At 48.9% G+C, this 15,999-nt stretch carries 8 protein-coding genes; all 8 read left to right on the forward strand.

Features of this window, described 5'->3' with window-relative positions; all coding sequences use genetic code 11:
* Positions 1-14 precede the first annotated feature (14 nt).
* The 8 genes from fucO to C233_RS0107190 all read left to right on the forward strand — a co-directional run bounded on the left by fucO (position 15) and on the right by C233_RS0107190 (position 15,985).
* On the forward strand, positions 15-1,169 hold the full coding sequence (gene fucO, locus C233_RS0107155) for a lactaldehyde reductase (RefSeq protein WP_034777455.1): 1,155 nt from the start codon (positions 15-17) through the stop codon (positions 1,167-1,169).
* Between the two features lie 21 nt (positions 1,170-1,190).
* On the forward strand, positions 1,191-2,513 hold the full coding sequence (locus C233_RS0107160; protein ID WP_018666911.1) for a glycoside hydrolase family 88/105 protein: 1,323 nt from the start codon (positions 1,191-1,193) through the stop codon (positions 2,511-2,513).
* A gap of 143 nt (positions 2,514-2,656) precedes the next feature.
* Positions 2,657-3,583, forward strand: a complete 927-nt coding sequence (locus tag C233_RS0107165; RefSeq protein WP_018666912.1) for an AraC family transcriptional regulator — start codon at positions 2,657-2,659, stop codon at positions 3,581-3,583.
* A 273-nt stretch (positions 3,584-3,856) separates the two neighbouring features.
* A complete protein-coding gene (locus C233_RS0107170) occupies positions 3,857-7,048 on the forward strand; it encodes a SusC/RagA family TonB-linked outer membrane protein (RefSeq protein WP_018666913.1) in 3,192 nt (1,063 codons plus the stop codon).
* Positions 7,049-7,064: 16 nt separating this feature from the next.
* Entirely contained in the window at positions 7,065-8,717 is a 1,653-nt protein-coding gene (locus tag C233_RS0107175) for a RagB/SusD family nutrient uptake outer membrane protein (protein WP_025068682.1), read from the forward strand.
* 111 nt (positions 8,718-8,828) lie between these two features.
* On the forward strand, positions 8,829-10,226 hold the full coding sequence (locus C233_RS0107180; protein WP_039747363.1) for a sulfatase-like hydrolase/transferase: 1,398 nt from the start codon (positions 8,829-8,831) through the stop codon (positions 10,224-10,226).
* Positions 10,227-10,363: 137 nt separating this feature from the next.
* Positions 10,364-12,508 carry a hypothetical protein gene (locus tag C233_RS0107185; protein ID WP_026314775.1) on the forward strand — a complete coding sequence of 715 codons (2,145 nt, stop codon included), beginning with the start codon at positions 10,364-10,366 and terminating at the stop codon, positions 12,506-12,508.
* Between the two features lie 195 nt (positions 12,509-12,703).
* Complete coding sequence (locus tag C233_RS0107190; RefSeq protein ID WP_018666917.1) at positions 12,704-15,985, forward strand: DUF4450 domain-containing protein; 3,282 nt, start codon at positions 12,704-12,706, stop codon at positions 15,983-15,985.
* The last annotated feature ends 14 nt before the right edge of the window (positions 15,986-15,999 follow it).

Here is a 15,999-nt window from a genome sequence, read left to right on the forward strand (position 1 = left end):
AGCGGAGAGTAATTATGTATAGAATGATATTGAACGAAACCTCTTATTTCGGAGCAGGCTGCCGCGAGACGATTGCGGTGGAAGCTATGCGCAGAGGTTTTAAGAAGGCGTTCTTTGTAACGGACAAGGATTTGATTCGTTTCAAGGTCGCAGATAAGGTAATCGAAGTTTTCGAGAAGAACGGTATCCCTTACGAGCTTTTCAGCGATGTAAAGGCCAATCCCACGATTGCTAACGTGCAGAACGGCGTAGCCGCTTTTAAGGCATCGGGGGCAGATTTTATCGTAGCGCTGGGTGGCGGTTCTTCTATCGATACGGCAAAAGGCATCGGTATCGTAGTGAATAATCCTGATTTTGCAGACGTGAAGTCATTGGAGGGCGTAGCTGCTACCCGCTATAAGGCAGTCCCGACATTCGCTCTGCCTACAACTGCCGGAACGGCTGCCGAGGTCACCATTAATTACGTGATTATCGACGAGGAAGCAAAGAAGAAAATGGTATGCGTAGACCCCAACGATATTCCGGCTGTGGCGATTGTAGACCCGGAGCTGATGTATTCCATGCCGAAGGGACTGACTGCCGCAACGGGAATGGATGCCTTGACGCATGCCATTGAAAGCTATATAACGCCGGGTGCGTGGGCGATGTCCGATATGTTCGAGCTGAAAGCCATTGAAATGATTGCCGCCAATTTGAAGGCAGCCGTCGATAACGGCAACGATGTGGCCGCCCGCGAGGCGATGTCGCAGGCACAGTATATCGCCGGAATGGGATTCAGCAACGTAGGCTTGGGCATCGTTCATTCAATGGCGCATCCGCTGGGCGCCCATTACGATACCCCGCACGGGGTTGCCAACGCGTTGCTCCTGCCCTATGTCATGGAGTACAATGCGGAGTCTCCGGCAGCTCCCAAATATATCCATATAGCCAAGGCTATGGGAGTAGATACGGACGGTATGACCCAGGCCGAAGGGATACGTGCGGCAGTGGATGCAGTCCGGAACCTTTCGTTAAGCATCGGTATTCCTCAAAAGCTGCATGAAATCGGCGTAAGGGAGGACGATTTGCACCGGTTGGCGGTCGATGCTTTCAACGACGTCTGCACGGGCGGCAATCCCCGTCCTACCTCCGTCGAGGATATCGAGGCCTTATACCGTAAAGCTTTCTAATTTATAATTTAAGAAAACACCATGAAGAAAACTATTATTTCGTGTATGCTGTTTTTAACAGCTACCACTGCTTTCTCGCAAACAGCCATGAAGACAGCGGCAGAGGCCAAGCTTTCTGCTTCCGAGCTCGCCGTGAAAATAGCAGACCGTATTCTTGCAACCACCACCTACGAGTTTAAGAATACCAAGACGGGCAAAACCTACAAGTCCGTCAAGAACCTGCCCCTGGATATGAATGTAAAGGTTGCGTGCAAGTACAATAACTGGCATTACACCAATGGCGTAACCCATATTGCCTTAATGGAGCTGGCCGACAAGACCGGCAACAAGAAATACGACGATTACGTTCTCAAGAACATGAACTTCGTATTCAACGACGGCAACCTGGACTTTTTCAAGCAACAGTACGACCAGGCAATGAAAGACGAAGGCTGGTACGGCGTCCGCAAGCTGAGCTGGCATATGATTTTCCGTGGGAAGCGCCTGGACGACAACGGGCCTATGGGCGCCAGCTTGATTGACCTGCAAATGAAGCATCCTAATGATGCATTCCTGAACTACATCAATGAAACGGCCGAACACCTGAACTATGGCGAGCCCCGCCTGGCAGACGGCACTATTGCCCGTATCTGGCCTCATGTAAACACAATCTGGGCCGACGACGCATTTATGGCTATCTCTTTCCTCGCCCGCATGGCGAAGATGACCGGCGACATGAACTATGTCAATGATGCTGCCAACCAGATAGTCAAATACCATAAATACCTGTGGTGTCTGGAAAAGCAAGTCCTCTATCACTGCTACCACACGGATACGGACGAACACGGCGTTGCCCATTGGAGCCGCGCCAACGGTTGGGTATTTATGGCTACGGCCGAGCTGCTCACGGTTATGCCGGAAAACCACCCCATGCGCCCCGAAGTACTGGAATGCTTCCAGCGCCAATGCAGCGGCGTAGTCCGTTACCAGGGCAAGAACGGTCTCTGGCATCAGTTGCTCGACAAAGAAGATTCCTATGAAGAAATCACAGGTACGGCTATGTTCGTATTCGGCATAGCACGCGGCGTTAAGCACGGTTGGCTGCACCCGGACTTCATCTACGCCGCCGAACAAGGTTTGAAAGGCATGATGACCAAGATTTCGGACAAGGGAGACGTTACCGCCATTTGTGTGGGCACAGGCATTATGCCCTCTCCGGCATACTATTATAACCGTCCCACCCAGGAAAACGACCCGATGGGCGAAGGCCCCGTACTCCGCGCGTTGATTGAAATGACGGATGCACCGAAATATACGGAGATTAAAGCCGAACAGCAGTACGACAAAATCATAGTCAAGAAGTAATAATCCTTTTACAGATATACGAATCCCGGCTGGAGCGATAAACATTCCTCCAGCCGGGATTTTTATTAAATCTTTCATTACCACTTCTTTTTTCATAAATATTTCCTATTTTTGTCCCGAACCCATCATGAAGGACACGTATTATGACAAAGAACTACAATGATTTAGGAGTAGAATTTAAGTATCTTATTGTAAATGACATGGACCGGAAGTATGGTTTGTGGGTGAATACCGTAGGCTTTCAATCCATTCAGCCGGATTCCCCGTATCCCCTGAAAGACCATCCTTCGGGTTATTTCTTCAATGCTCAGAAAGGACGCGTTTTACGTGAATATCAATTGGTTTACATAACGAAAGGCAGAGGACTTTTCTCCTCGGAGACGACCCCGGAGAAACAAGTCTGCAAAGGACGCCTCATGGTACTGTTTCCGGGGCAGTGGCATACCTATCATCCTTACCGTCAGACGGGGTGGAACGAGTACTACATCGGCTTTGAGGGTCCCGTTATCGATAATATGATGAAAGGCGGTTTCCTCTCGAAAGAGAACCAGGTACTCGAAGTCGGGCTGAACGAAGAGCTGGTATCCCTTTTCTCCCGTGCCCTGGAAATAGCGGAGGCGGATAAGATATCCTCCCAGCAATACCTCGCAGGGATAGTATTGCACATCATGGGGATGATACTGTCCATTTCCAAGAATAAGATTTTTGAGATAGGCGATGTCGACCAGAAGATTGAGCAGGCCAAGATTATAATGAACGAGAACGTATTCAAGGATGTAGACCCCGAGGAGCTGGCCATGAAACTGAACATCAGCTATTCCTGGTTCCGGAAAGTGTTCAAGGACTATACCGGCTATGCGCCGGCTAAGTATTTCCAGGAATTGAAGCTGCGTAAAGCCAAGCAACTGCTGGTCGGCACTTCCCAGTCTGTCAAGGAGATTTCCTTTATGCTCAACTATAAATCCACCGAGCATTTCTTTTCCCTGTTTAAAAAACGTACCGGGTTTACTCCGTTGGAATACCGCTCTTTCGGCAGGGAGACGGAAGTGGAAAGTGGGGATATAGATTAAGCCAAAATGGATAGTCGAGAATCAAAATGATTATAAAAAAACTTATATTCCACTATTTTACTATTTAGAACCTTCTTTTTGCTTAAGAGAAAATCAAAAAAGGAAGTATTTATGTCAGTAGTTGTATTTTGTTAAGTACATCTATATTTAACTTTGCAACCATGATTTCTGTGTCCGATAACGGTTTTGTCGGACTGTTAATCTTGAATTAATTAATCAACCAATTTATATTAATAGTCTATGAGAATCTTACACAAAAAATTATGCTTATTAATGCTTCTTTTAATAAGTTGTCATTTAAACATTCTTGCACAAGACAAGACCATTACAGGTGTTGTATTAGACAAAACAGGTGAAAGCGTTATTGGTGCGAGCGTGTTGGTTAAAGGAACTACTAATGGTACCATCACGGACATTGATGGTAATTTTACATTGAAAAATGTTCAAGATGATGCTATCCTGCAAGTTAGTTTTGTGGGTTATAAGGCGCAGGATGTTGCTTTGAAAGGACAAAGCAATATAAAAGTAGTTTTGGAGGAAGATACGGAAGTCCTTGATGAGGTTGTTGTTATCGGTTATGGCTCTGTGAAAAAAAGCTCCTTGACTGGTGCTGTGGCGAAGATGGATGCTAAAAGTATTCAAGATCGACCTTTAGCGCGTCCTGAAACGGCTTTGCAAGGACAACTTGCTGGTGTATCGGTACGTTCCATTACAGGTGAACCTGGTGCTGATATGCAGATTCGTGTACGTGGTGCTGCTTCAGTTAATGCAAATTCCGACCCTTTGTATGTAGTAGATGGTGTACCAATGACTACTTTGAGTGGTATAAACCCTGCGGATATTGCTTCTATAGAGGTTTTGAAGGATGCTGCTTCTGCTGCTATCTATGGCTCTCGCGGTTCAAACGGTGTCGTTATTGTTACTACTCAAAAAGGGAAAACCGGAAAACCAAAGGTTTCGTTTAATGCTAGTGTTGGTTTCCAAACGCTGGAAAAGAAAATTGATATGTTGAGTGCCACAGAATGGATGGAGTTTAGAACAAGATGGAACGATACCAAATATCTGACTGATGCAAAAAAAGCAGGAGTAACTAATGCAAGCATTCATGATGATAATGCTACCCGTCTTGCTAATCTTGGTGTAACTGCTGGCACTGATAAGGCGTATGAGTATATTTTGGATGACCGTTGGTTCAACTATATGAGCCAGGATATAAGAAATACGCATACCTATGCAGCAACAACTGAAGGTCTTAGCCTATTAGACTGGCAGGATGAATTTTATCGTACAGCTATGGTGCAAGATTATGGTCTGAGCGTTTCTGGGGCTACTGATAATGTAAACTATCTGTTTTCTGGCGGTTACCTGAATCAAGAAGGATTGGCTACAGGTACGGGATACAAACGTTTTTCTTTCCGTGCTAATGTAGAATCTAAAATCAATAAATACATTTCTGTCGGTATTAATTTGGCTCCTACTTATACCGTATCCGATGGCTCGGGTAAAGCTAATGGTAAAGATGCACAAACTCATAAAGCGTTGGCTTCTACCCCCGTGTCGGAGCCAGGTGTTGGTTATATGACAAATGTACAACCGAATGCTCGTTATGGATGGGCGGATACGAATTCAAGTCCTATTTATACATTGGAGAGTATGATTCGTCAAGATCGCACTTTACGTATGGTAGGTAATGCGTTTTTGCGTATCACTCCGTTTCAGGATTTCCGTGTAGAGTTATCAGCTGCTGCTAATTATTCTGATGTAGACGGAAACACTTATACATTCTCGAGCGCGAGTTCGAAGTGGTCTGCTGGTGAAGGACAAAATTCCGGTGGTGCCCATACTACAAGTCGGATATGGAGTACGTTGTTGCAAGCAGTAGCCAATTATGATCATACTTTTGACAAACATGGTGTAAGCGCTATGCTTGGTTTTTCATCTGAACAGTCTTCGTTGGGGTATAAAACGGAACAGTCTTTCAGCGCACCTTTTCCGAATGATGCCATTACAGGTACATTTGATGGTTCGAAATTGAAAGCTAAAGCTAATACGGTGACCGAACAAACTCCTAGTAAGCTGCTTTCTACATTCGGACGTTTACAATATAACTATGATGAACGTTATATGCTATCCGGTAGCTTACGTTTTGATGGTGGTTCTGTTTTTGGTGCTAATAATAAATGGGGGGTATTTCCGGCTGTATCTGGCGGTTGGTTGATTTCTAATGAAAAGTTTTTCAAGAATTGGGATCAGAAATGGTGGAATGCATTGAAGATTAGAGCTAGCTACGGTGTAACTGGTAATAACTCTATCAGTAACACGGCTGCATACGCTACATTGACATCTGCTATTTATGGAGGTGTTACAGGCTATTATACTAACAGTCTAGCTAATGCCGATTTGAGTTGGGAAAAAACGCATAGTACTGACATTGCAGTTGATTTTGGTTTCTTAAATAACCGTATTCAGTTGTCATTGGATTGGTATACAAAGAATACGACAGATTTGTTATATCAAGTTCCAGTAGAAGGAGCTTCCGGTTTTAGTACTATTTGGGATAACTTAGGTGATATTCATAATCAAGGTTTTGAAGTTGAGTTGAACACACATAACTTGACAGGTGAGTTTAAATGGGATACTTCATTCAATATGTCTTATAATAAAAATGAAGTAAAGAAGATAGGTGCAGATGATACGCCTGTCTATTCAGGATGGAATGGTAATGAAACGAATGTGTTGATTGTAGGCAAACCTGTTAATTCATACTATATGTATGAGGCTATCGGCGTATGGAAGAGCCAAGCAGAAATAGATGCGTACAGTGCTGCTCACGGTGGAAATCCTGTGACTTTCGAAGGTCAGAATATACAACCGGGCGATGTCCGTTACCGAGATGTCAATAATGATGGTAAGTTTGATAAGGATAATGATAGGGATTATTTAGGCACTCCGACACCAAAGTTTGTATTCGGTTTGACAAATCGCTTCTCTTATAAGAATTTCGACCTTTCCATTTTACTGACAGCACAAACTGGAGGAAAAATCTATAGTTTTTTGGGACGTGCTATTGACCGTCCTAACATGGGGGCGAGATCTAATGTATTGGGACGTTGGCGGAATGCATGGTGGTCTGAAAACGAACCGGGTGATGGAACAGTACCTTCTATTTTCAGTACTACGACTGCCTCTGCTATAGATTCCCGTTGGTTATATTCTTCCAACTATCTGCGTATTAAAAATCTGACTTTCGGTTATAAGCTGCCTATAAATCCCAAGTTTATATCATACGCACGTGTATATATGTCTATTGAAAACTTGGCAAAATGGGATAATTATTATGGAGGCTATTCTCCGGAAGCTGCGAATATAGGTTCTGGACCTGGTGGTGCGACAGCCTTAGGTTTGGACTATGGTGGTTACCCTAATTCACGTACGTTTACGTTTGGTATAAATGTTAATTTCTAATTTAATGCTAAGAATTATGTTTAAATTTAAAAATATACTTTGGATGGGCGCATTGGCACTCACTGTCCTTTCTTGTGATGATTTTTTAGATACTCCTCCTGTGGATAGGCTTACTTCAGAGGGATTTTATCAAACTCAGGAACAATCGGAGCAAGGTGTTTTGGGCGTTTATGCCGATTTACGTCAGTTAGCTAACTGCTCTTATTGGTTTATGTCCGAGTGTCGTTCCGATGGAGCATGGGTAGAACCTAACCCTGATGCTTATCGTGAATATTCCGAGATTGGAACATTTCGTGCTTCGGAGAATACAACGATGTTCAATACAACTTGGAACACTTGGTATAAAGTTATCTATGATGCTAATATTGCTATCTCCAAAATTCCGAGCGCATCTTTTGATTCAGAAGAAATCAGAAGCCAATTTTTGAATGAAGTTTATTTTTTGAGAGGTTGGGCTTATTTTGAGTTGGCTCGTCTGTTTGGTAATATACCTATTGTGGACAAGCCAATGTCACCTGCAGAAATAAAATCTGTTAAGCAGTCGTCTGCAATAGATGTAATTAATAACATTGTTATTCCCGATTTAAAGAATGCAGAGAATTTGCCGTATAAGGAAGATATGAAAGATGCAAAGGGAAAAACTGGTATTGAAAAGCAAGGACGTGCAGACAAAATGGCTGCAAAGGCGATGTTGGCGCGTGTATACATGACTTTGGCGGGGTATCCATATAATGATGTAGCTGCGAAAGGTCTCGCCAAGACACAGCTTGAAAGCGTACTCAATGATTCACATGCTACTGGTTATTGGGCTCCGGATTTGGAAGAGTGGAGGATGCAATGGATGCCGTCTGAGGACTATTATAACAAGTATTCTATATTTGCTATACAATATCGTAGTGGCGGTTCCGGAAATCCTGCGATATTCAATATGATTGCAGTCAAGGATTTGCCACAAACATGGACTAAATGGGTATGCTCTAATAATAAGATATTTATAGAAAAAACATTGATGCACGAGTTTGACAAGCTTCATGTTACTAGCGGTAAGAAAGATGGGCGCGGTTATGACTTTGGGATATTGGCATCTATTCCGGCAGAGGGTAGTATCAATGCCTATCAGAGCAAACAGGAAATAATGACTTTTGAAGATGGTACTTCAGGTAATGTATATACGGAAGCCATGCTTTATAAATTTTTGCCTTCTAAACCCAAACTTCAGATGATGAATACTACTTATGATGAGACAGGTATGAAGAATTATGATGACTGGGGTGTGAATCTCCCGATTATCCGTCTTGAGGATATGCAGCTTATGTATGCAGAATTGTTGGCAAGCGAAGGTAAGACGGAAGATGCCATGAAGATTGTCAACAAAATACGTGAGAGAGCTAATTGCGATCCAAGAGCTGAAACTGGTGTAAGCGTGGACGATGCGATGAAATACATCAAACTCGAACGTAAGATTGAGTTAATGGGTGAAGGTATTCGCTGGTTCGACCAGGTTCGTTACGGTACTTGGAAATCAGATACAGAGGCAAAGTTCGACCGCTATAATTATCCTGAATTGAAGGCTAATTTGAAAGACGGTTGTTATCTTTATCCGATTCCTCGTAATCAGATGAATGTGACTCCCGGTCTTTATGAACAGAATGAAGGATATAAGAATTGATATATCACTTAATTACATGTAATGATTAATAAAATTAAATTTTAGGTTAATGAAAGAGGTGGGTGCTTTTTAGGGGGTATACCACCTTTTTCTCTATATTTGAAACAGATTATGTTTAAAAAGAATATATTGTTAGAAAGTGTATGTAGTGCCGGTATGCTTGTTGCACCTCAACTTGCAGCACAAGCACAACAAGCTGCTACGGTAAAAGAAGGTAAGCCTAATATCGTTTTCATCTTAGCCGATGATATGGGGTATTGCGACTTGGCATGTTATGGGAACAAATACATAGAAACCCCCAATATAGACCGCTTGGCAGCTACGGGAACCACTTTTACCCAATGTTATGCCGGTTCCGGCATAAGTTCCCCTTCCCGTTGTTCCCTGATGACGGGAAAGAATACCGGTAATACTACCATACGCGATAACTTTTGTACCGCTGGCGGCATTGAGGGATTGAAAGGAACAAAACCTATCCGGCGTATGCACCTTCAACCGAATGATACGACAATTGCCACTGTACTCGGAGCTGCCGGTTACAGAACCTGCTTGGTGAATAAGTGGCATTTGGACGGCTTTAATCCGGAGGCTACTCCTTTAAACCGGGGATTTGACGAGTTTTACGGCTGGCTCATCAGTACCACCTATTCCAACGACCCGTACTATTACCCTTATTGGCGTTTCAACAACGAGAAGCTGGAGAATGTGGAGGAAAATGAAGGCGATAAGCACATCAAGCATAATACAGACCTTTCAACGGAAGATGCCATTAAATTCATTAACCGCAATAAGAATACCCCGTTCTTTTTATATCTGGCCTACGATGCTCCACACGAACCTTATATCATCGATGAAACTGGCTGGTATGATGATGAGGCTTGGGATATGAATACAAAACGTTATGCTTCGCTTATTACCCATATGGACCGGGCTATCGGGCGTCTGTTGGCAGAACTCGACCGGTTAGGGTTACGCGAGAACACCATGGTTATCTTTGCTTCGGATAATGGTGCTGCCAAGCAGGCCCCATTGGCGGAATTAGGATGTAAAGGCTCTCTTAAGGGCATGAAAGGCCAACTGTATGAAGGCGGTATCCGCGTACCTTTTATTGTGAATCAACCAGGTAAGGTTCCGGTACAAAAATTGAACAATATTATTTACTTTCCGGATGTGATGCCTACTTTGGCTACTTTGGCGGGCGCAACGGACAAATTGCCGCAGAAGCTCAACGGAATCAATATCCTTCCTTTGTTCTATGGGCAACAGCTCGATACGGACAACCGTTTATTATATTGGGAATTTCCCGGAAAGCAGCGTGCGGCAAGACGCGGAGACTGGAAAGTCGTGACCGTAAAGAAAGATGCTCCGTTGGAGTTGTATAACATCAGAGAAGATATGACCGAATCCATTAATTTGGCGGATAAATATCCCGAAAAAGTTGCACAGTTTGAAGAAGAAATGAAAGCGATGCGTGTTCCTACCCCTAACTGGCCGTTACCGGGTGAATAAAATAGGTTATCGGTTGCAGGGGATTGGAAGCAAATTTTATAGCTTTTCTGCCAATACATACAGATTCGTATTTCTGCAAAAGCCTTATCTTTGCTTCGTTCACAACTATGGAATATATTACTTACACTAAAAATACCATGAAAAGACTAATTTATTCTCTACTTGCAGTCGTTCTGGTAGCCTGCGGTTCGGACAAGCAGGCGCCGATAAATCGCGAGGCGTTAGTTGCCCGCAATAACCCCCAGGTTTCCTCGTTCGATTCGCTCTCGTCGGTTTCGGTAGGTAACGGCGAGTTTGCCTTTACCGTCGATGCCACCGGTCTCCAAACCTTCCCCGAGCTATACAGCAAGGGCGTACCCCTGGGTACACAAAGCCAGTGGGGTTGGCACAGCTTCGGTAATCCCAACCGCTATAAGGCGGAAGAATACCTGAAAGAGTACGACTTCGGCCGCGGCCATAAAGAAATATACGCATGCCAGTTCAAGGAGGACGGACGGCAGAAGGAAGCCGCCAACTGGTTCCGCATGAACCCCCACCGCCTGCATCTGGGCATCGTGGGGCTGGAACTGGGCGACGATGTAAAAGCCTCCGACATCACCGGCATCTCCCAAACCCTGGATATGTGGAACGGCATCGTTAGCAGCCGCTTCACGCTGAAAGGCAACGCCTTCGATGTGCAGACCGCCTGCCACCCGGAACAAGATATGATTTCCGCCAGCATCGCCAGCCCGGCACATGCAGGGGTAAAACTGCACTTCCCGTATCCTACGGGCGCCCATGCCGATGATGCCTGCAACTGGGACGCCAACGACAAACATACAACGGATATCGTGTGCGAAGATGCGCAGAGCGCCGTCCTCAAACGCACGCTCGACTCCACGGTATATTACGTATCCCTGCGTTGGGAAGGAAAAGCCTCTTTGAAAGAGAAAGCCAAGAACTATTTCGTACTGACACCCGAGGAAGACAAGCTTGCTTTCTCCTGCAAATTCACGCCGGATTTCCCGGGAAGCGTATCCGAAGGTAAGCCGGCATCCTATAAAGCCGATACCCTGCCCACCTTTGCCCAGACAGCAGCCGCCAGCACCGGCTACTGGAACAACTTCTGGAAAAACGGCGCAGCCGTAGACTTCTCGCACTGTACCGACCCGCGCGCCGCAGAGCTGGAACGCCGCGTGGTGCTGAGCCAATACCTGCTCGCTATCCAGTCCGCCGGCAGCGTGCCGCCGCAGGAAACCGGACTTACGTATAACTCATGGTTCGGTAAATTCCACCTCGAAATGATATGGTGGCATCAGTCCTGGCAAGCACTTTGGGGACATCCCGAGCTGTTAGACCGCACTATGGGCTGGTACGAAACCGTAGAACCCGTTGCCCGCGAGATAGCCCGCCGCCAGGGCTTCGACGGAGTGCGCTGGATGAAGATGACCGACCCCAGCGGAACAGAAGCCCCCTCCAACGTGGGCAGCTTCCTGATTTGGCAGCAGCCGCATTTCATCTACCTGGCAGAACTCATCTACCGCGCCAACCCCTCGGACGAGGTGATAAAGAAATACAACCACCTGGTGCAGGAAACGGCGAAGTTCATGTACTCTTTTGCCACTTACGACGATTTCCACGGCCGCTTTATACTGAAAGGCGCTATCCCTGCGCAGGAAACGCTGCGTGCAGCCACCACCATTAATCCGCCGTTCGAACTCTCGTACTGGCACTATGCCATGAGCGTAGCCCAGCAGTGGCGCGAGCGTGCCGGCGAAAAGCGCAACCTGGAATGGGACGAGATGATAGACAAACTCTCTCCGCTGGCATACAACGAAGACAGCCTGTACCTGGCCTCGGAAGATGCCGTAGATACATACAAGGACATCCGTTTCACCAGCGACCATATGGCGGTACTCGGCTCCGTGGGCATCCTGCCTATGAACAAACTGATACGCGCCGATTACATGAAGAATACCCTCCACTGGATTTGGGACAACTGGAACTGGGGCAAGACCTGGGGCTGGGACTACCCGATGACGGCGATGAACGCCACCCGTCTGGGCGAGCCCGAAAAAGCGGTGGGCGCCCTGCTTATGGACAAGCGTACCAATACCTACCTGCCCAACGGCCACAACTACCAGGACGGACGCCTGCGCTGCTACCTGCCTGGCAACGGCGGCCTGCTTACCGCCGTAGCGCTGATGTGCGCCGGCTGGGACGGCTGCGAGGTGAAGAACCCCGGTTTCCCGCAAGACGGAACATGGGATGTACGCTGGGAGGGCTTGAAGCCGATGCCGTAATCCTCTCTTTGTATTTAAATATTACTGTATGATTAAACTGTAGTGATTTTGCGCTCCTCCCTACCCAGGATAGCCTGTGGAAGGGGGGACCCTAAGTATACGACTGAGATACCCTAAGGGTACGACTGAGGTAGCCTCAGTCGTACGGTGAGGTAGCCTCTGTCATACCTTCATCTTTAGAACCGGATATGCCCTATGGAACGCACCTCTGTTTTTGCAATTATTTTTACCCTATTCATGCCTTTGGGTTCTTATGCGCAATATGCTTCTTCTTCGCAAGCGCCGAAGAAAGCAGGCGACCTGATAGAATCCACCTCCTACAACGACCATAAGCGGGGAGCTCCCCGCACCTTGCAGTACCTGCCCGCAGGCGAAGACTTCGTCTGTGTCAACGGCAAGAACCGCTATACCCGGGCGCTATACGGCAGCCCTACGGCGTGGCGTCTGGAAACCAGCGACCGCCCGATATTCGCCGCTTATATCAAGAACGACAGCCGCAACATACGCTTCCGCCTCCGCCTGCCCGACGGCACGGTGACGCCGTTGGAGGAGACTACGTGGTGTGAGGCGCGTTATAGGCCGGGCAGTCGCATCTACTCCCTGAAAGACAAGGCATGGGGAGAGGATTGCAGCCTGGAAATCTCCGTGCTGGCAAGCCTTACGGGAGAAATGGCTATGTGGGAGTTCTCCGGAACGCTGCCTGCCGGCTGCGAGCTGGAGGTGCTGAACTCGCCGATTCGCCGGAAGAAACTTTCCCGCAACGGCGATATGGGAGCAGACCCTCCCGGATGCTTCGAGCCGGCGGAGGACGGTACGGTGCTGCAAACGCTGAAATGCCGTTTCCCCTCCCGCGGGCATCTGTATATCGGTATCTTCCGTAACGAGCTGAAGGAGATGCCGGACGGCGGTACGCAGTATGCCGCCCTTCGCGATGCCTGCCGCGAGCTTGCCGGACGTATCAAAATCACCACTCCCGACCCTTATTTCAATACGCTCGGCGGCGCGCTTGCCGTTGCCGCCGACGGCATCTGGGGCGAGGAGGGCGTGTGGTTGCACGGAGCCGTGGGCTGGCGCATGCCGCTTAGCGGTTGGCGTGCCGCCTATACGGGCGATGCGCTGGGCTGGCACGACCGGGCGCGCACCCATTTCGACAACTATGCCGCCAGCCAGGTAACCGAGGTTCCCAATACGATTCCGCATCCCGCACAGGACTCCACCCTTGCCCTGGCGCGCTCGGCCAAGATATGGGGCACGCCGCAGTACAGTAACGGCTACATCTGCCGCAATCCCCGCCGCAACAACCAGATGCATCATTACGATATGAACCTCTGCTACATAGACGAGCTGCTGTGGCACTTCAACTGGACGGGCGACCTGGACTACGCCCGCCGCATGTGGCCGCTGCTTACGCTGCACCTTGCCTGGGAGAAGCGCAACTTCGACCCCGACAACGACGGCCTTTACGATGCCTATGCCTGCATCTGGGCGAGCGATGCGCTCTATTACAACAGCGGAGCTGTTACGCACAGTTCCGCCTACAACTACCGCGCCAACCGGCTGGCTGCCCTGATTGCCGAAAAAATAGGCGAAGACCCTACGCCCTACCGGGAGGAAGCCGATAAGATACTGAAAGCGCTCAACGACCGCCTGTGGCTGCCCGGGAAGGGACATTGGGCGGAGTTCCAGGACTTCATGGGACACCGCCGCCTGCACGAGGATGCTGCCGTGTGGACTATTTACCATGCCCTCGACAGCGATGTGGCAGACCCGTTCCAGGCATACCTTGCCACCGGATACATAGACCGCGAAATCCCCCATATCCCCGTCGTAACCTCGGACGTTGCATCTGCCGCTGCCGCCCTGCCCGTCAACGCGGCGCCTTATGCCCGTTGGCAGAAACAGTTGCAGGATGCCGGCGCCGCTATCAATGCCGGCGGGTATGCCACGGTAGCTACTACGGACTGGATGCCCTATTCGTGGAGTATCAACAATGTGGCTTTTGCCGAGGTGATGCATACGGCGCTTGCCTATTTCCAGGCGGGGCGTGCGGATGCCGGCTTCAAGCTGCTGAAAAGCTCCGTGCTGGACGGCATGTACTTGGGCGACAGTCCGGGCAACTTCGGTCAGATAAGCTTCTACGACGCTGCCCGGGGCGAGTGTTACCGCGATTTCGGCGACCCTATCGGGGTGGCTTCCCGCGTGTTGATTCAAGGACTTTACGGCATCCTGCCCGATGCCCTGAACGGCCGGTTGTCGGTAAAGCCCGGTTTCCCGGAGGGGTGGGAGTATGCCTCGCTGCATACGCCGGACATCGATTTCGACTTTAAGGCGGGCGAGGCGGTTGCCGGCAAGTACTCCTCCCGCGACCGTTCGCTCTATACCATTACCCACCGCCTGCCTGCGGTGAAGGAGCTGGAACTGCAATTTCCGGCACGCCGCTCTGCTGTGGCGCGCCTTACGGTGAATGGGCAGGATGCTGCGTGGAGGCTGGTAGAGAATTCGGTAGACCGTCCCGTGCTTGCCGTTTCCGTTCCCGCTGCTTCCGGCCGGGAGGTGGCAATCGACATCTGTTGGGAGGGCGAGTTGCTTGTAGCGCCTTCCGCCATTGAAACGTATCCCGCCGAACGTGTCCGCAAGGCAGGGCCCGTGAACTTCGTAGCTATGGAGCAGGGGCAGATGAAGTGGTGGGCGCCGGTAGAGCAACCGGCAGCCGCCAGCCGCAAAAAGCCCGTTCCGGCGGGCGACTTTAAGGCGGTGGAACCTGACCGGTGCACTCCTGTGGATATGCAGGAGGTGTTTAATGCCGATGTAACGGATATTTTCCGCAATGAATACCTGTCGCCCCGCTCTCCGTACACTACGTTGCAGTTGCCCAAGCAGGGCATAGGCGAGTGGTGTCACCCGTTGAAAACCGCCGTCATCGACGATTCGGGCTTGCGTGCCGCCGTGCGCGGGGGTGTGTTGGAGACGAAGCTCGGAATACCTTTCCGTACGCCTGCCCGGGGGCATAACATTGCCTTCACCTCGCTTTGGGACAATTATCCGGACAGCCTCCGGATACCTTTGGAGGGAAGGGCGTCCCGCGCCTATCTCTTAATGGCGGGCAGCACCAACCATATGCAGTGCCATATCGACAACGGGGTAATCCGCGTATATTACAAGGACGGCACGTGCGACGTCCTGCCTTTGGTGAACCCGGACAACTGGCCGCCTATCGAGCAGCTATTCTTCGAGGACGGGAAGGCTTTCAACCGTCATGCTCCGTCTCTCTACCGCCTGCGCCTGAAAACGGGCGAGCTGAGCAACCGTTTCGGCGAGGAGCTGGGCTTCACCGGGGTGTCCCGCGAGGTGGACGGGGGTGCGGCGGTGTTGCTGGAGATGCCGCTGGATGCCGGGAAGCAGCTTTCGCATCTTGTGCTGGAAACGCTCTCCAATGAGGTGGTTATCGGAATAATGGGAATTACGCTTCAGCGGTGAGGCGGTTTTTAAAT

The sequence above is a fragment of the Bacteroides gallinarum DSM 18171 = JCM 13658 genome (assembly GCF_000374365.1).
GTDB lineage: Bacteria > Bacteroidota > Bacteroidia > Bacteroidales > Bacteroidaceae > Bacteroides > Bacteroides gallinarum.

What these genes read in the sequence shown, in the direction of transcription:
- C233_RS0107160 (WP_018666911.1), top strand. Translation starts at nt 1,191, where the DNA reads ATGAAGAAAACTATTATTTCGTGTATGCTGTTTTTAACAGCTACCACT.
- C233_RS0107170 (WP_018666913.1), top strand. Translation starts at nt 3,857, where the DNA reads ATGCTTCTTTTAATAAGTTGTCATTTAAACATTCTTGCACAAGACAAG.
- C233_RS0107185 (WP_026314775.1), top strand. Translation starts at nt 10,364, where the DNA reads ATGAAAAGACTAATTTATTCTCTACTTGCAGTCGTTCTGGTAGCCTGC.
- C233_RS0107175 (WP_025068682.1), top strand. Translation starts at nt 7,065, where the DNA reads ATGTTTAAATTTAAAAATATACTTTGGATGGGCGCATTGGCACTCACT.
- C233_RS0107165 (WP_018666912.1), top strand. Translation starts at nt 2,657, where the DNA reads ATGACAAAGAACTACAATGATTTAGGAGTAGAATTTAAGTATCTTATT.
- fucO (WP_034777455.1), top strand. Translation starts at nt 15, where the DNA reads ATGTATAGAATGATATTGAACGAAACCTCTTATTTCGGAGCAGGCTGC.
- C233_RS0107190 (WP_018666917.1), top strand. Translation starts at nt 12,704, where the DNA reads ATGGAACGCACCTCTGTTTTTGCAATTATTTTTACCCTATTCATGCCT.
- C233_RS0107180 (WP_039747363.1), top strand. Translation starts at nt 8,829, where the DNA reads ATGTTTAAAAAGAATATATTGTTAGAAAGTGTATGTAGTGCCGGTATG.